The 17,649-nt window shown below is 40.2% G+C and carries 17 protein-coding genes and 1 pseudogene; 3 read left to right on the top strand and 15 right to left on the bottom strand.

The genetic code is table 11. The features are described 5' to 3' along the window. Nucleotides 1–102: 102 nt before the first annotated feature. Nucleotides 103–816, bottom strand: a complete 714-nt coding sequence (locus tag LI162_RS12150; RefSeq protein WP_003864626.1) for a helix-turn-helix domain-containing protein — start codon at nt 814–816, stop codon at nt 103–105. A 216-nt stretch (nt 817–1,032) separates the two neighbouring features. Here LI162_RS12150 and LI162_RS12145 point away from each other — a divergent pair, with 216 nt between their 5' ends. Both LI162_RS12145 and LI162_RS12140 read left to right on the top strand, forming a co-directional pair. After that, entirely contained in the window at nt 1,033–1,713 is a 681-nt protein-coding gene (locus LI162_RS12145) for an ABC transporter ATP-binding protein (RefSeq protein ID WP_040466133.1), read from the top strand. A gap of 24 nt (nt 1,714–1,737) precedes the next feature. Then, nucleotides 1,738–2,586 (top strand): ABC transporter permease, encoded by an 849-nt coding sequence (locus LI162_RS12140; RefSeq protein WP_003864628.1) that lies wholly within the window; start codon nt 1,738–1,740, stop codon nt 2,584–2,586. A 206-nt stretch (nt 2,587–2,792) separates the two neighbouring features. On the opposite strand, the gene LI162_RS12135 is transcribed toward LI162_RS12140, so the two are convergent. The 8 genes from LI162_RS12135 to LI162_RS12100 all read right to left on the bottom strand — a co-directional run bounded on the left by LI162_RS12135 (nt 2,793) and on the right by LI162_RS12100 (nt 8,302). Continuing rightward, the gene (locus tag LI162_RS12135) at nt 2,793–3,170 is read right to left on the bottom strand and encodes a TnpV protein (RefSeq protein ID WP_118587882.1); all 378 of its coding nucleotides are present in this window, start codon (nt 3,168–3,170) and stop codon (nt 2,793–2,795) included. A 17-nt stretch (nt 3,171–3,187) separates the two neighbouring features. Beyond that, on the bottom strand, nt 3,188–4,618 hold the full coding sequence (locus LI162_RS12130; protein WP_227156731.1) for a MobA/MobL family protein: 1,431 nt from the start codon (nt 4,616–4,618) through the stop codon (nt 3,188–3,190). Nucleotides 4,619–4,915: 297 nt separating this feature from the next. Continuing rightward, a complete protein-coding gene (locus LI162_RS12125; RefSeq protein WP_055224336.1) occupies nt 4,916–5,143 on the bottom strand; it encodes a DUF5348 domain-containing protein in 228 nt (75 codons plus the stop codon). 83 nt (nt 5,144–5,226) lie between these two features. Continuing rightward, nucleotides 5,227–5,460, bottom strand: a complete 234-nt coding sequence (locus LI162_RS12120; protein ID WP_055224338.1) for a hypothetical protein — start codon at nt 5,458–5,460, stop codon at nt 5,227–5,229. 105 nt (nt 5,461–5,565) lie between these two features. Further along, on the bottom strand, nt 5,566–6,708 hold the full coding sequence (locus LI162_RS12115) for a helicase RepA family protein (RefSeq protein WP_227156729.1): 1,143 nt from the start codon (nt 6,706–6,708) through the stop codon (nt 5,566–5,568). Continuing rightward, on the bottom strand, nt 6,698–7,033 hold the full coding sequence (locus tag LI162_RS12110; RefSeq protein WP_055224342.1) for a plasmid mobilization protein: 336 nt from the start codon (nt 7,031–7,033) through the stop codon (nt 6,698–6,700). Before LI162_RS12110 ends, LI162_RS12115 begins: the two co-directional genes overlap by 11 nt. Then, entirely contained in the window at nt 7,023–8,114 is a 1,092-nt protein-coding gene (locus tag LI162_RS12105) for a site-specific integrase (protein ID WP_227156727.1), read from the bottom strand. Before LI162_RS12105 ends, LI162_RS12110 begins: the two co-directional genes overlap by 11 nt. After that, on the bottom strand, nt 8,114–8,302 hold the full coding sequence (locus LI162_RS12100) for a hypothetical protein (RefSeq protein ID WP_064786371.1): 189 nt from the start codon (nt 8,300–8,302) through the stop codon (nt 8,114–8,116). Before LI162_RS12100 ends, LI162_RS12105 begins: the two co-directional genes overlap by 1 nt. 338 nt (nt 8,303–8,640) lie before the next feature. On the opposite strand from LI162_RS12100, the gene LI162_RS12095 reads away from it, so the two are divergent. After that, nucleotides 8,641–9,174, top strand: a complete 534-nt coding sequence (locus LI162_RS12095; RefSeq protein ID WP_064786372.1) for a helix-turn-helix domain-containing protein — start codon at nt 8,641–8,643, stop codon at nt 9,172–9,174. Nucleotides 9,175–9,399: 225 nt separating this feature from the next. Here the strand turns inward: LI162_RS12095 and guaA are convergent, their stop codons facing one another. The 6 genes and pseudogenes from guaA to LI162_RS12065 form a co-directional block, all read right to left on the bottom strand. Beyond that, nucleotides 9,400–10,947 carry a glutamine-hydrolyzing GMP synthase gene (guaA, locus tag LI162_RS12090; RefSeq protein WP_020436025.1) on the bottom strand — a complete coding sequence of 516 codons (1,548 nt, stop codon included), beginning with the start codon at nt 10,945–10,947 and terminating at the stop codon, nt 9,400–9,402. A gap of 335 nt (nt 10,948–11,282) precedes the next feature. Continuing rightward, nucleotides 11,283–11,510: an HPr family phosphocarrier protein gene (locus tag LI162_RS12085; RefSeq protein WP_015530108.1), complete on the bottom strand. Its 228-nt coding sequence runs from the start codon at nt 11,508–11,510 to the stop codon at nt 11,283–11,285. A gap of 174 nt (nt 11,511–11,684) precedes the next feature. Beyond that, entirely contained in the window at nt 11,685–13,214 is a 1,530-nt protein-coding gene (locus LI162_RS12080) for a response regulator (RefSeq protein WP_020436026.1), read from the bottom strand. Nucleotides 13,215–13,279: 65 nt separating this feature from the next. Then, complete coding sequence (gene spoIIID / locus LI162_RS12075) at nt 13,280–13,543, bottom strand: sporulation transcriptional regulator SpoIIID (RefSeq protein WP_015530105.1); 264 nt, start codon at nt 13,541–13,543, stop codon at nt 13,280–13,282. Between the two features lie 105 nt (nt 13,544–13,648). After that, nucleotides 13,649–15,574: a 1,4-alpha-glucan branching protein GlgB gene (gene glgB / locus LI162_RS12070; protein ID WP_227156725.1), complete on the bottom strand. Its 1,926-nt coding sequence runs from the start codon at nt 15,572–15,574 to the stop codon at nt 13,649–13,651. A gap of 243 nt (nt 15,575–15,817) precedes the next feature. Continuing rightward, a pseudogene (locus tag LI162_RS12065) lies at nt 15,818–17,649 on the bottom strand (hypothetical protein); the annotation flags it as partial.

Genomic DNA, 17,649 nt, shown 5'->3' with positions numbered 1-17,649 from the left:
AAACGGTTTTGCTTAGAAAAGCAACAGTATATAATTAAAAACAGTAACCACTTCAGACAAATTAAATACAACTACTATTCCTTATTTATATTCGCCATCTTACTAACGCCGATATACATTTTTATGAATTTCCAATAACTGCTTTAACACATCCTCTATCATCTCATTATTTTCGGTATAAAAAATGTTCTCTTTCTCGTTCAAAGTATTTTCCATGATCTCGATATTGCTATCTTTATCAAAGCAACCTTTTATACTTCTAAAATGATTAAATTCAATAGCAAAATCCTCTCCATCATAAATAGAAATACTAATCTCTATATCTTCAATCATAAAATCGGCATAACTGTTTTTTACATGAAAGTCCTTCTTTAAGAACGGGAGTTTTTGGTTTGGCAGTCGATACCGAACATTGTCTTTTTCTAATTCGTAAAGTTCTCCTTTTACGAATCCTAATTTCTCTGCATTCATTTCAAATGCTTGATTCATATTTCTTTCTGTAATTTTCCAGTTAATAAATACAATTGCAAATATAAGCAAACCAGCCAACAGACACATGCCCACTAATCGAATTGCCTTTTTATATTTATTGTAAAAATCTATTTTCTCAACAAACTCTTTATCCTCGTTTAATAGCTTATCCAAAGAAACATGATAGGTGTTACAGATATCAATCAACATTTGAAGATCTGGCAGACTTCTTCCATTTTCCCAACTGGAAACTGTCTGTCTTGAAACACCAAATTTTGCTCCATATTCTCCTTGAGTCATGTTTGCTTCAGTCCGAGTTTTTTTTATCATCTCTGCAACTGTCATTTCAGCTCACCTTTCCATTGTATAATAATGCGCTGTCTCAAGTATGCCATAATCGTGTATTTTACACAAGATATTATCGTTTTACATGCATGTAAAGTAACCTTATCCTTCTAAAATCCAACTGTAAAAGGCTATTTGCTTTATTTTTTTCTTCCAACAACCTATACTTTCATTAACAACAGCAATTGCCGTACAGATTTAGAAAGGATGAATTTTATGAATGATATTATTAGAACCCAAAACCTTTGTAAACATTACAAAGAAACAATCGCTTTAGATAATGTTTCCCTTCATATTCCTCGAGGTGCTATCTATGGATTGATTGGAAATAATGGTGCAGGCAAGACAACTTTAATGAGAATACTTTCTAATTTGCAAAGTCCATCCTCAGGAACAGTTGTTAAATCTGAAAATATTAAAATCGGTGCCATTATTGAAACACCTGCATTATATCCTACCTTAAGTGCAAAAGGAAATTTGAAGTATCAGCTTAAAATTTGTGGATGTCCATCAAAGGAAGTAAAGTCGAAGATTGCTGAACTATTAGAACTGGTACATCTGAAAGATACTCGAAAACTGGTAATGAATTATTCATTAGGTATGCGTCAGCGTCTGGCTTTAGCAATGGCACTTGTAGGAAATCCGCAATTCCTCATTTTAGACGAGCCTCTTAACGGACTTGATCCTGAAGGCATAAAAGATGTCAGAGCTATCATCGCAAAGTTAAATGAAGAGTATGGTGTTACCATTATGATTTCAAGTCATATCTTAAGCGAACTTCAAAAAGTGGCAAACCACTATGGTTTCCTCAAAAATGGTGTTTTAATTCAAGAATTCTCTTCATCAGAAATAGCCGATACCGATTTAGAAACTTTTTACTTCAAAAATTTTTTATAGAAAAGCAGAAAGGAGACTTAAACTATGAATAAACTTTTATCTATGGAACTAAAGCGTGCTGCAAAATCTCCAATTCTATGGCTTGGAGTAATCGCAGTAATTGCCATCAATGTTTATGGAATCTTATTAAATGGATATGGTTTCAAAATCTTTACAACAACATTTTTATTGGAAAATTCTGACCTGATATGTATCATTTTGGCAGTGTTGATTCCGTTATACTTAGGGAGTGACTTTGAAAACAGAACAATCAACAACAAGATATCCGCAGGATATACACGAAAAGAGATTTATATTGTCGAACTAATCGTCAGTAGCATATGTGCTACAGTTCTCTTTGTTGCTGATATATTATCTGTTTTCACAAGCTCAAATATTGCTGGATTAGAATTTAGTGATAAAGTCAATGTAACTGAATTTGCATTTCATGCTGCGATTGCTTTTGTGTGCATCATCACAGTATCTGCTTTGTACACTATGATTGTAATGATTTCACATAAGCAACTTATCAGTCTTGGAATTGCAGTTATTCTAACCTTAGCATTGTTGACATTAGGTGGAAAGTCAGTTTCCAGCTTAAATCAATCAAGCACTTGGACTGATCCTATCACTCATGAAATTGTGGAAAACCCTCTACGAATAGATAGTTTTGCCCGTACAGCAAATAACATTCATGTTTTAGTATCACCGTTTGCGCAGGCTGAATTTCACAGTTATCTGCTATTTGAATCAGAATTCGGCACAAAGGAAGAAACTTCTCTTATTTTCAAAGACTTTCCTTACCACATAGAATTTTGCCTGTTCAATATTCTGGAAATTCTTCTGTTTTACAAGATTGGGATTCGTATTTTTAGAAAGCAGGACTTGAAATAGTAACTTTAATAGTCTTTGTCCCCTGCATTATAAATATGCTTAATACAGATTTTATTAAGAAGGTAAAAACGGTCGCAATATACGCCTGCTTTTACCTTCTGATATTAAATTCATGAATTTATGATTTATAATTATATACATCAGCCGCCTACATTGTAAAGCAAAAAGCAAGCCATTTTAGACTTGCTTTCCGCCACTCTTATTCCTTATTGATAAATGATTTCTTTATCTACAATCTCCCTCGCACACGCCTGTATATTATTCATCCTGCCTACCCACTCCCACGCATTGTCTGCCTTTAACCGTTCTGTAATTCCTTGTGCCTGTTTCATCTGCTCTACAATTCTTTCAAAGCGTTCCTGTGCCTGTTCCTCTATATCTACCAGATAACTGTTCAGTCTGCCGCTCATCATCAGATCCAGATATACATTCCTGCGGTATTCTTTCAAATACTGCAAATGTCTTTGTCCCCATACTCCAACAAATCTCGGTTCTTCTTCCTCCGGCAAAGTAAGGTTGGGGATAAAGTAATCCCCACATCTTACATAAGTGCCGCCCATTTCTTCAAAAATTGTTTTCTTCATTTTCTGTTCCACCTTTCTCATCGTCCTCTGTCCATTGATTTCTTCTTTGCTGTCTGTTTTGGCTGTTGCCTGCTTTCCTGCTGATAGCGGTGCAATTTTTCCCGTATGCTTGCCTTTTTCGACGGTTCTGATAGCTTCTCTTTTTTCGGTTCTGTCTGATTTTTCCATGCTCGCAGCTCCTCATTATATTCCCTGACCAGTTTTTCCGATTTCTGATATGTCTTTGCAAAGGACTGAACATCTGGATATCCTGCCTGTTTTACAGTCTGCTCCATATCCGTGTGGATACGTTTTTCCTGTTTCTCTGACTGTTCAATTTTGCCCTCTAAAGATTTCCGTGCTTTCCCTTTAAAAAATCCAGTTGTCTCGGAAAGCTGTTTCTTCAATGAGGAAATCTCCTGCTGTGTGGATTTCATTGCCTGTGACTGCTTCTGAAGTTTCTCCATCAGCTTCCGCATATCATTCCATTCCTGTAAATCAATCTTCGGTACTGGCTTCGGCGGCAGCTTAAACTTGAAAATCATTTCCTGTAAGAAGTCTTTTGCACCACGGATAATCTGCTGAAACATATCTGGCAACCAACCATGTGTCCGTATAGATTGCAATGTTTTGTCTGTGATTTTCTCACGCTTAATTGTCAAAATATCTTCTTCGGGAACACCCTCAACCAATGCTACATCTACCGTCCGATTCCATTCCTGCCTTGCCACATTGTCCGCCCGTATCTCTGCTTCTTTCGGGTTGTTCTTCCCAATTTTCTTTGTTGCCAGATACACGCCGCCCTGCTGAAATACAGACAGTTTTTCGGATTCTTCTTTCACATGGCTGTTAATGATTTCCGTAAACATCTCCTTAACTTCTCTGGTAAACGCATCGCTCTTAAACCACTCATCTTTCTTTGTAAAAATATGGCTTTCATAAACCTCCCCTTTGGGAATAATGCTGCATCCTGCCCGAAGATTTCCCTGCTCATCTAAAATCTCTTTCTTCGTGCGTCTGTGCTTGCCCTGCTCATCATAAAACATATTTCTGGTAGCAATTTTCACTTCGGGATGTTCCAGCATTTTCCGTTCGCTGAATACGAGATGGATATGGTAATTGGTCATTTTCTTGTTATGGTGAAGTGCCGCACTACATTCTACACTGTACCTTTTATAAAAACTTTCCGTGAAAAGCCTTACCACATCATCTGCCTTGTACTCAACAAAACTTTCTGGAAGTGCAATGATAAACTCCCGTCCTTCAATACATTTTCCTGTTGTTCCACTTGCCTTAAAATCCAACTGATTCTCTCTGGCAAGATTCTTCCAGAACTCTGGTGTTGCTCCTTCCGTCTGATAGGTCGCATAGAGATGTTCCTGTCTTTTCGGATTAGAAATATAGTCAATTCTTCCTACCACATCAGACAGCTTGTTTTGTCTGATAAATGAATGTCTGCCTATAAGCATTCTCCTTTCCCGGCTCTCGCCTGCTTCGCTGTGAGTAGGTGCATAGGCACCTGTTTTACGAACTAATTGCCGTTTCTGGCATAGCTCCCGGCAGGGCGAAATACACAGAGCATAAACGAAGTTTGTGCGATGGGTGTATTTCGCTCTCAAACGCCGAGGGCTTTATGAGATACTTTATGCCTTTGTCATAACTTGGCTTTTGCTTTTCATTTTGGGCGTGTCCGCCCTTTTTATTTGCCCGTATCCGGGCTGTTTTTTATTCCTGACAACAAGCCGACTCTTTACTTCCTGTCTGATTTATTCCGGTATTCTTGCCCGTACATACTCCAGATCGCCGCAGTACGGTGTTCCCACCAGATACCATTCCATTGCAGGATTCATCTCCATCCTTGTCCGCACCCACTGATCATCTACCAGAACTTCCATACACTCTCCGCAGTGAAATCCTGTATCAATCCATAAATCCATTGACAACAATCCATATCTGCCATTTTCACAGTTATAACCTAATCTTCCTTCTCTCATTGCATGATTCTCCTTTCCAGATTTCTCCTTGTCTGCTATCCACAGGGGCGTGTCACGCTCCTGTTCTTATCATCAAGGAAGAATTACCATCGGAAACTCTCCGGCACTCCTCGTCTGTCCAGATACTCTTTTCTCGCCCGTTCCCGTTCTTCCTCTGTCGGTGCATTCTTAAATTTTCCATACAGGTCACGCATGACCATCCTGTCTAATTTCTTCTCTAACCCCTGCTTGATTTCTTTCTCGTAGCTCTCATCTTCAACCAAGTGAAAGTGGAGCAACTGCATAAATAATTCCTGTGATATTTGCACATTTCCCATCTTATCCATCCTTTCCGTGACAGTACGTGACGGTATGTGACAGTCGTGACGGTTATTTTGATACCACCCCGCTGTCAAAAATACCGTCACAACCGTCACGTACTGTCACGCATTCTCTGTATTGTCTTTCCAGAACCTCAGTTTCCGTCCTTCGTGGACACGTTCACTCCGAAAGAGAATCCCATGTTCTGTATACAACCGTCCTGCAAGAATGTTCAGTTTTCTTGTGATAACGTGCGGTTGAATGTTCACATTTATCAGTGCAACAAGTGCTGTTGGCGAACCTTCCCAGTAAGGATTGTCCTTCATAACAAGCTTCGCAATCTCATCCAATAACGGCTCTGGCGGTTCTTTCCATAACTCCGTTTCTGCCTTTTGCAAATCCCACAACAAGGTTTCTGTATTGCGGATAAGATACAGCTTCTGGTCTTGCTGATCTCTGCCCGATACTTCCAGTGTTGCGGCATTACCTGTCCGGTTTTCTTTCTGAAGAAGAAACGCTCCGTCTGCTGCTCCAAGCAGTCCGCTTGTCCCGGAAATCATGTCAAACTTATCATCCGCATTCTGCTTTCTTGTGTGGTGTACGAGCAGCAAACAAAGTCCGTGAGCATCCGCAAAACTTTTCAGTCTTGCCATAATCTGATAGTCATTTGCGTAACTGTAATTATCGCCGCCAACCTCACGCACTTTCTGAAGCGTATCAATGATAATCAGCTTCGTGTCTTTATGCTCTGCCACAAATCTTGCAAGCTGCTCATCCAGTCCATTTCCAAGCTGACTGGCTGAGACAGAGAAGTAAAGATTATCGGTACTTTCCGTCCCAAACATCCGATACAGACGCTCCTGCAAGCGGCGGTAATCGTCTTCAAGTGCCAGATACAGCACCGTTCCTTTTCGGGTGGTATAATTCCAAAGCGGTGTGCCCGTGCTGACATGGTAGGCAAGCTGTGCCATCAAAAAACTCTTTCCCAGTTTGGGCGAACCTGCAAAGATATAAGTGCCGGGGTAGAGCAGACCGTCAATCAACGGCTGCTTACTCCGATACTGTGTGTCAAACAGCTCATTCATGGAAATTGTCTGGAGATAGGATGGGTCTGATCGCAACTGCATTTCTCTCTGCAATTCCTCAAAACTCTTGATATTTCCATCATTCTCGGATATACTACTTGTAGTGTTTTTAGAAGTCGGCTGCTCCGTATCTGCGCCAACAGATACATCCGGGGCAGTCTTTTCTTTTTTATTTTCCATCCTCGTCCTCTCCTTTCAGACCGCCCAGAATAACAGCGATTAGTTCAATGACATTCAGCAGTTCTTCATCCGCACGGTTTCCTGCTTCAATCCGCTTTAGTTCTGCGAGGACAGCGGCAAGTTCCGTTTTGAGTGCCTTGAATACTCTCGGATTTCCCTGTACCACTACATCCTGATTCAGGCAACGGCGGTAGCAGTATTCCTGCTTCGGCAATCCCGATAAGGCGACTGCCTTGTTAATGAGTTCATTTTCTTCGGGCGATACCCTAAACCCTACTGTAATGTTTCTCCAACGGTTTTTGTTATCTCTGTTCTTAGCTGACATTTTCAATCTCTCCTTTCCCTAAATCGTCTAATCTATCTGCCATTTCCGTCTGCTTTGACGGGAACAGATGAGCATACTGGTAAGTGATGTCAATGCTTTCATGCCCTACACGGTCTGCAATCGCCACCGCTGAAAATCCCATATCAATCAGCAGGCTGATGTGGCTGTGTCTTAAATCATGGATACGGATACGCTTTACTCCTGCGGCTTTCGCACCTCTGTCCATCTCGTGATGAAGATAACTCTTTGTGACCGTAAAGATTCGGTCTTTCTTCTTCAATCCGTAAAGCATCTGCAAATACTCCCGCATTTCTTCACAAAGGAACTTCGGCATTTTGATGATGCGGTTGCTTTTCTTTGTTTTCGGTGTGGTAATCACATCTTCTCCGTGTAACCGCTGATAGGACTTGTTGATTCTGACCGTTTCTTTCTCAAAATCGAAGTCGGCGGCAGTCAATGCCAGCAATTCTCCTTCACGGATACCGCACCAGTAGAGCATTTCAAAAGCGTAAAAGGAAACAGGCTTGTCCATCATCTCGAATGAGAATTTCTTATATTCTTCTTTTGTCCAGAACAGCATTTCCTTGTGTTCCTCACTTCCCATATTTCCCGCTTTAGCGGCTGGATTGGAACGCAGCTCATAATACCGCACCGCATGATTGAAGATAGCGGACAACTGATTATGGAGTGTTTTCAGATAGGTCTGTGAGTATGGCTTTTTCTTCTCGTCCCGATAGGCAAGCATCTCATTCTGCCATGCAATGACCTCTTTTGTGGAAATCTCGCTGATTTTCAGCTTGCCGAAATACGGTAAAATCTTCGTGCGGATGATATGTTCCTTTGTCAGCCATGTGTTCTCCTTCAGACGGCTTTTCATATCCCGGATATACAGTTCGGTAAAGGCTTCAAAACTCATATCCATATCAGAGGAGTTCTGCAACTGGAACATTCGCTCCCATTCCTGTGCTTCTTTCTTGGTAGCAAAGCCACGCTTGCATTTCTGCTTACGCTCGCCTTTCCAGTTGACATATCTCGCCATCACATACCAAGTTCCATTGCTCTCGTTTTTGAATACCGGCATTATTCATCCCCCTTTCCTGCTCCGTAGAGTCTTTCATAAAAATACTGGCGGTTTACCCGTCCTGAAATGGTAATAAAGCCTTTTGCTTTCAGTTCCTCATTCAACTGACGGATTAACTTGTAAGCATACGGCTTTGATACGCTTAGTTCCTGTGCCACTTCTTCGGCACAAATAAATCTGTTTTTCATATAATAATCAGTCCTTTCTTTTGTTTTTTATCGCCGTTCTATCCGAATGCAGTTCCAGCAGGTATTCCCTGTTCGGCACTGTGCTGTCTCGATATATCGTAATATGTCAGGCGCTCGCTTGCTATCTGGCAAGGTCTTTGCGGTTTATACTGTTCGGACGGTCATTTTTGTTTTTATTAAACTTATTTGCTTAATTTGAGCTTATTATACTAAGCATATTTGCTTGTGTCAAGTGGCTTTTTGGAAAATATTAAACTTTTTTGTTTTGTATTATCTTGACTTCTCCTAAACATATCTGCTATACTCATTGTAAAATATATACAAGGAGTGGACACGTTATGGCGATTGGAGAGAGAATACATTTTTTCCGCATTCTGCGTGGGATGACACAAAAATATCTTGGTACGATTGTCGGCTTTCCTGAGCGAAGTGCCGATGTACGTTTAGCACAATACGAAACAGGAACAAGAAAACCGAAGGCGGAACTTACTGCTGCACTGGCACAGGCTCTGGATGTTTCCCCTCATGCCCTCGATGTGCCTGATATTGACAGCTATATCGGACTGATGCACACTTTATTTACCCTTGAAGATTTGTACGGTCTGACTGTCAGTGAATCAGACGGAGAAATCTGTCTGAAAGTCGATACTTCCAAAGGTAAAGACGCTCACGAACTTCTGAAAATGCTGTATGCCTGGAAAGAGCAGGCTGACAAGCTATCTTCTGAAGAAATCAGTAAAGACAAATACGATGAGTGGCGTTACCACTACCCGGAGTTTGATACTACGCAAACATGGGCGAAAGTTCCGTCACAGGAACTTAGCGATGCTCTGGTCGAAATGTTCCAAGACAAACTCAAACCAGATAAATAAATACAACAAAAAAGCCCTTAGCTATGAGTTCTTACCCACAGCTAAGGGCTTTCTAAATAATATGGACTTATTTGTTGCACAACCACCTGTCAATCATTCTCTAACCCTAAAACCACTGGATTACAAGAATAATGGCGCTCATGCAACTGTTATCAATTTGTTATCAAAAGACTTTTAAAAATGCTGCAAACCCGCATAAACGCTGGGTTTACTAAGCATTTTTGCTTATTCAAACTCAATCGTTCCCGGTGGCTTACTCGTCAGATCATAGAATATTCTATTCACCCCACGAACTTCATTTATAACTCTGCTCATCACTTTATTCAGAACTTCATACGGAATCTCCGCTGCCTCTGCAGTCATGAAATCAATCGTATTAACGGCTCTAAGAGCTACAGCATAATCATAAGTTCTCTCATCACCCATAACACCAACGCTTCTCATATTCGTAAGTGCTGCAAAATACTGACCAATTGTCTTATCAAGTCCGGCATTTTCAATCTCTTCACGATAAATAGCATCTGCATCCTGAACGATACGAACTTTCTCAGCTGTTACTTCGCCGATGATACGTACTCCAAGTCCCGGTCCTGGGAATGGCTGACGGAATACGAGTCTTTCAGGAAGTCCGAGCTCAAGTCCTGCTTTACGAACTTCATCTTTGAAAAGATCACGAAGCGGCTCAATGATTTCTTTGAAATCTACAAAATCTGGAAGTCCTCCTACATTGTGGTGAGATTTGATCACAGCGGATTCTCCGCCAAGACCACTTTCTACCACATCCGGATAAATTGTTCCCTGTGCAAGGAATTCAACAGTACCGATCTTCTTTGCTTCTTCTTCGAAGATACGGATGAATTCTTCACCGATAATCTTACGTTTTGCTTCTGGCTCTGTAACGCCTGCAAGTTTGTTATAATATCTTTCCTGCGCATTTACGCGGATAAAGTTCAGATCAAACTGTCCTTCTGGTCCGAAGATTGCCTCAACTTCATCTCCTTCATTTTTACGAAGAAGTCCGTGATCTACGAATACACAAGTAAGCTGTTTTCCAATGGCTTTGGAAAGAAGTCCTGCTGCCACTGAAGAGTCAACCCCACCTGACAATGCGAGCAATACTCTTCCGTTTCCAACCTTCTCGCGGATCTCTGCAATTGTATTCTCAACAAAAGCATCCATCTTCCAGTCGCCCGCACATTCACATACATTTTTTACAAAGTTGTTGATCATCTTTGTTCCTTCTACTGTATGAAGTACTTCTGGATGGAACTGGATTGCATACAGTTTCTCAGCTGCGTTCTCAGCTGCTGCAACCGGACAGTCAGCAGTGTGTGCTGTAATTTCAAATCCCGGAGCAATCTTTGAAATATAATCAAAATGGCTCATCCAACATGTTGTTGTCTCTGAAACACCCTCAAATACTTTGGAGTCTTTTTTATCAATAATAACTTCTGTCTTACCGTATTCTCTTACATCAGCACGCTCAACTTTTCCACCAAGTACATGTGACATCAGCTGTGCACCATAACACAGTCCGAGAACCGGAATACCAAGCTTGAACAGTTCTTCTGAATAAGTCGGTGAATCCGGCTCATAACAGCTGTTCGGTCCGCCTGTGAGAATGATTCCTTTCGGATTCATTGCTTTGATCTTTTCAATATCTGTCTTATAAGAATAAATCTCGCAATATACATTACATTCCCTGACACGTCTGGCAACCAGCTGATTATACTGTCCACCAAAGTCAAGGACAATCACTAATTCTTTCTTCAAATCTTTCCTCCTGTAAAATCCAATCAAAACTATTTACTTTATCTATATATCTTTTTCTGTTTTTCATTATAGTAGAGGAAGCATTGATTTACAAGTATTTGTTTATGTAAAATAAAATCTTATCCACAATTTCTATTACTATACACGGTAATTATTCCCCTTCTGATCTATCCAGAACAAAGAATGTGCCTCGGCACCCTCTTACGCCTGCGGTGGTCGCTTGCGACACCTACATTGTACACCGCAGTGCGCATTCTATGTATCCACTGTTATGGGTATAATATATCAAAAAAGATGCCGAACAAATGCTCGACATCCCATTTTTATGTTCCATTTTATGCTGCAAATCTTTCTAGCTGTCTTTCAAGTTCTGTGCAATCGTCTGCATACATCTGCAGTTCAATCACGTTATTCAATCCCAGATTCATGATTCCAAGTAATGACTTCGCATCTACTACTGCCCGTCCTCTTCTCATGTCCATGTTAAAGTCAAATTTACATACTGTTTTCAAGAAATCAATGATCTCATCCGGGTGTTTGAAAGTAATGTTCATTGTGCTCATTCTTTTCACCTCTTTCTGCCTTAACGGCTATGAAATCCTTTTCACTTTTCACATATATCATAGCACATTTTTTATATTTAAAAGGGCGAAATTTTTTATAAAAGTGTATTTTTTTAATTAAATATGCCTCTTATTCTCTACTTTTTTCTATAAGCAATATGAAATTACTCCTAATTATGAAATCCCATTGGAGTTACGTCTGTATTCCGTCGGTAAAATTCCTTCCTCCTCTTTAAACACCTTACTCATATATTTTGGATCAGAGTAACCGACAAGCCCCGCAATCTGATTCATCTTATATTTTGTTGTCCTGAGAAGCTCCTTTATTTTTTCTATCCTGTATTTCCTCACAGTTTCTGTAAAATTATATCCTGTCTCCTTCTTAAACTGAGAACTCAGGTATTCTTCCGATACATAAAGTTGGCTCGCTGCTTCTTCCAATGTAATACCACTGTCATATTCTTTTCTTATAATTTCCATTGCTTTTTGGATAAGCGTACTGTACTGCTCAAATTTATGCTCATATGATATCATCCGTTCCAAGCCTTGAATCGCTTTCTCTATCTGTTTCCAGCTGATGGCATAGGTAATCTGCTGCATAAGACTCAGGATTTTTGTTTCGTCAATCTCCCCGCCATAATTTCTATAATTCAATCCAGCTGCCATGCAAAAACGAATGATACTGTATTTCATTTCTTTTGGAAAATATTTTTCTCTTTTCATTTCCTCACAAACAAGTTGAAATTGTCTGGCAATTCCTTTCTTGTTTTCATCGAAAATCATTTCTCGCATTCGTTGTTCTAATTCTACCGGATAACGCACCGGAACAGCTTCAAATTTCTCAACTGTCTGCTGACAGATTAAAACTCCTCGCGGCTGAAGAAGATTCCATTCCATGAGACTTCCTGCCTGAATCATTGCATCTACCAGCTTTGTCAACTGTTTTGTCTCTATCCATACACAAATAATTGTCCCCGGAAAATTCCTACATAACCCAGTAACCACATTTTTTTGAAAATATTCTTTCCAGTTCCTTGCTTCACGTACCCGGTAAATGATCAGATACACCTGTTTCCATCGATCCGAACATATAACAGATGCCGAAAATCCACACTCACGTCTACAGATTTCTTCGAGAAATCCACGTATATTTTCCTTCTGCTCCTCGTATTCGTCTGCCATTGAAACCGTAAATAAATATCCCGGATCATCCACTGTAAAACCAAATTTCCGGATAGTCATTTCATTTAACTTTTGATTCGATATAATTTCTCCATACCTGCAGCTTAACAGAATATTTTCAACAGTAAAAGAAGCCTGCATCCAATATTCATTCCTAATTTTTTCATGAATACGGCTTAATGCCTTCTTAAGCTCCATCGGCCGGAACGGCTGTACTAAATATCCGTCCACCCCCAGATCGATTGCCTGCTTTGCCTGTTGAAAATCTTTATCCTTTGTTATAATAATCACACGGAACTCACGTCCTTCCGTGCGTAATTTTCTCAAAAGATTTAACCCATTCATCCGCGGAAGCCCAATATCCATGATAACAAGATTTGGCTGCATAACTGTTATCATCTCATATGCAGACTGTCCATTCCCTGCAGTCCCCGCCAACTCGTAATTCGGATCTACGCGTTTTAAACCTTTTTTCAGTTCTTCTAATACTTTTTCATCCCTTTCAACGATTGCCACCCGCATTTGAACAATCTCCTCTCAATGTCCGTGTTTCTGATTGAATATCCACTTTTATTGTAACATTAACTTCAATAATTGGAAGCATGCAAGTGTAAATATTTTTCTCTGGTAGCGAGCCCTCCCCGGATGTGACGTTCTGATTTGTTGGTGTCTAAAACCTTACGCGTTTCATGAGCCAGTGATGGATTGATCTGAAGCAAGCGTTCTGTAACATCCTTATGCACCGTACTCTTACTAATCCGAAACTGTTTTGCTGTCTGTCTCACTGTCGCATTATTTTCTATAATATAATTTGCAATTTCCACTGCACGCTCCTCAATATATTCTCTCATAGAAAAGCCCCTGCATAGTTTGTTTTTTACAATCTATGCAGGGGCAAATTAATGTATGTCTAATTCCTGTTCCATCTATTCGTGGAAAACATTATACTATACAACTTAATACTCAAATACTGCCACACCATATCCCGGAAGAGGATATGCAAAGGAATATTTCTGACCATCACATTCCTGCTTCTCTGGTTTGTAAACCAATGGGCGTTCCTCTCCTGATCCGCCGTATTTTGTCTCATCACTGTTAAGAACAAGCTTAAACTGCTTTCTTCTCGGAACACCAACACGATAATCTGGTCTGTCTACCGGTGTAAAATTGCATACAAAGAGCAGATTTTTCTTACCATCTTTTGAATGTCTTGTGAAACTGAAAATACTCCGGAAGATATCATCCTTATTGATCCAGTCAAATCCCTTCGGATCATTATCCAACTCATACAATGCCTTATTCTTCTTATAAAGATGAAGCAAATCTTTATACCAGTTCTGAATCTGCTGATGTGGTTCTTCTGCAAGAAGGAACCAATCCAGTTCTCTCTCTTCACTCCACTCACGAAGCTGTGCGAACTCCTGTCCCATAAAGAGAAGCTTCTTTCCAGGATGTCCCATCATAAATGCATATGCCACCTTCAAGTTGCGGAACTTATCCCATCCTTCTCCCGGCATCTTATTCAACATGGAGCATTTCAGATGAACAACCTCATCATGAGAAAGTACAAGAATATAGTTCTCTGAATATGCATATTCCATAGAAAATGTCATCATATGATGTGCATTTTTTCTGAAATAAGGATCCAGTTTCATATATTCTGTAAAGTCATGCATCCATCCCATATTCCACTTCAAAGTAAATCCAAGTCCGTCATCCTCAGGAGATCCTGTCACCTTCGGCCATGCTGTAGACTCTTCTGCAATCATCATAACGCCTTTATTTCTTCCGCAAACTACAGAATTCAAATGTTTAAAGAATGCAATCGCCTCAAGATTCTCATTTCCACCAAATTTATTCGGAATCCACTGTCCATCTTCTCTTCCGTAGTCCAGATACAGCATAGATGCCACTGCATCTACACGAAGTCCGTCTACATGATAATGTTCAACCCAGAACAATGCATTCGCCAGAAGGAAGTTAGAAACTTCCGGTTTTTCATAATTGAAAACCTTCGTTCCCCAATCAGGATGCTCACCTTTTCTCGGATCTGGATATTCGAATGTCGGTGTTCCGTCAAAATCTGCCAGACCATGTGCATCTTTCGGGAAATGCGCCGGTACCCAGTCAAGAATAACACCGATACTATTCTTATGAAGATAATTTACCATATATGCAAAATCTTCCGGTGTTCCATAGCGTGAAGTGGGTGCATAATATCCGGTTACCTGATATCCCCAGGAACCGTCAAACGGATGCTCTGCGATTCCCATCAACTCAACATGAGTATATCCCATCTCTTTTACATACTTTGTAATTGCTTCTGCAAACTCACGATATGTATAGAATCCTTCATCTTCTCTTCCAGGATGTCTCATCCAGGAACCCATATGCACTTCGTAAATAGACACTGGTTCTTCTTTGTTATTCCACTTCTCACGAGCTGTCATCCACTTACTGTCTGACCAGTTCAGATTAGAAATGTCTGTAATTCTGGATGCTGTTCCCGGTCGGAGCTCTGCATAATTAGCAAATGGATCTGCTTTATAGATCTTCTCACCCGCCTGTGTCTCTATACAGAACTTATACAAATCCCCTTTCTTCGCCTCCGGAACGAAGCATGTGTATATTCCGAGAGGCTCTCCTCTCTTCATCTTATCTTTCGTCTCATCCCAGTCATTAAACTCTCCGATTACAGAAACGTTTACTGCATGAGGAGCCCATACCGCAAAATATACTCCTCTTTTTCCGTTCTTTGTCACCTCATGGGCACCCATCTTTTTATAAATCTCATAATGATTTCCCTGCCCAAAAAGATAATGGTCAAGTTCTCCGATCTCATAAGGCTGCACTTTCGTCTTCGTGCTGTTTTTCTTAACCATAATAAAGCCACCTCACTGCTCAAATATATTCCTGATTGTAATGATTTAAAAACCATACAATTTCTTATAGATCAAGGCACATTACCGAATCTTTCAATTGGTAACAAAGTTTCATTCTCCCCTTGAACACTATAGTTTTATTATACTTGATACTGTATAAAAAAGAAAGAGAAAATGTATTATTGCACAAAAATAGACAGTCGTTTTACTGACTGTCTATTAATTCTTAACAAATATATGTCATTAAATGTTGAAATCTTTCTCTGAAAGCAGAATTCTGTCGGAAGAATCTGTATTCTTTCCAAATACTCTCTTCACAAGCTTCTTTGCGGAAGCTTTCTGTGAATGAGCGATCGCATCATCCATCACTTCTTTCACTTCTGCTACTGTTACTGCATGATCTTCTCTCTGTAAAGAATCAATCTTACTGTACAGTGCAAGAATTCCCATCTCATCGATTCTGTAACCATTCTCCTGAGCATAAGTCTGTCCAAATGTTACAAGCTCATCATTAATAAAGATCGGCACTTCAAGTCTGGAAGTAAATTTTCTTCTGAATTCTCTGTTGGAAGAAAGAAGTCTGTCCAGTGGTTTTCTCTGCTCTTCAAGAACTACCAAAAGTTCTCCTGTATCCTGCTCCATTGCTTTGTTCAGCTTGGCGAGTGTTTTTTCGTTCATCTGTCCGGCTTTTTCAATGATCAGTGCACCGCCGTACAGTTTACGGAAAATGTCTCCGATTCTCTTCTTATTCAGTGACTCTCCTGTTACAATCGCAACCTTGCCCTGACGGATATCACGCTGCTTCTGAATTGCCTTTACAACATCAACAGCAAGGACTGTCTTTCCATTTCCTTTATTTCCAATAATCAGAAGGTTTCCTGTTCTGGAAGTTCCTTTGCGGTTTGTACAGTTCTTATCCTGCTCAAGTACATCTACCAGCTGCTCACTCATACCACGTACAGGTACGAAATAAGAGAAGAGTTTCTTCTGTTCATCTGTAAGTCCTGCTCTTGTACCGATTCCGCTCTGTGTTTCAAGATCATAACGACCATGCACGATAAATCCTGTATCAGACATTGCATCTGCAATCTCATCTAATGGCAATGGTGATGTCTTACCTGTTGCGATCAATTTTGCAGTCTCTTTACGGCTCAATGGTGTCGTCGCAGACATGATATCAATTCCGTCATCTTCATCCGGAATCTCTCTATCATCCGGTTCCTCACTATGCGCTGGATTCACGCTGAATTCATCTTCAAAATTTGGCACTTCTTCATAAGAATTCAGACCAAGAAGATCATCATCTGAAATCTTATCTTCTGCTGTGAAAAGATCTCTTGGATTAATTACTTCATCATCCTCATCGTCTTCTTCATAACCATAGGCATCCAGATCATCATATCCTTCTTCCTCACCGAACAGATCATCATCAGCGTCTTCATAATCATCCGGCAGATCGTCATCAGACTCTTCATAATCATCCAACAAATCGTCATCAGACTCTTCATAATCATCTAAAATATCGTCTTCGTCAAACTCTTCTGCATCATCCCAGTCATACGCATCATAATCTTCGTACTCATCCTCACCGAGTCTGAGATCATCCGCAAGCTCTCCCATATTTTCATGTGGTTCTTCTTCTACCTCAAGAACTTCTTCTGAACTTACTGTTGCATCTACTTCTTCCTCTTCCGGAATAACACCTTCAATCTCATCAATCAGTTTCTGTATCTCTGGTGATAAAATTGGTTCTTCATTATTTTTATTGTCCATAGTCTCTCTTACTGCTGCTCCTTCTGAATCATCTTCATCATTGACAACTTCAGTTTCTGAGATCAGTTCCTCCACCTCAGACAAATCTTCTGATTCATCTGTCAGATCTTCTGACTCAGCTGCATCTATTTCAAGAATTTCTTCCTCTTCCGGTTCTGCTTCTTCTGCTTCAAGGATTTCTTCCTCTTCCGGTTCTGCTTCCCCTGCTTCAAGGATTTCTTCCGGTTCTGCTTCTCCTGCTTCAAGGATTTCTTCCTCTTCCGGTTCTGCTTCTTCTGCTTCAAGGATTTCTTCCTCTTCCG

It is taken from the genome of Mediterraneibacter sp. 210702-DFI.3.120, from assembly GCF_020561005.1.
Taxonomy (GTDB): domain Bacteria; phylum Bacillota; class Clostridia; order Lachnospirales; family Lachnospiraceae; genus Mediterraneibacter; species Mediterraneibacter faecis.
Note: the sequence above shows the minus strand (reverse complement) of the source record. Positions and strands in the feature narration are given on the sequence as shown.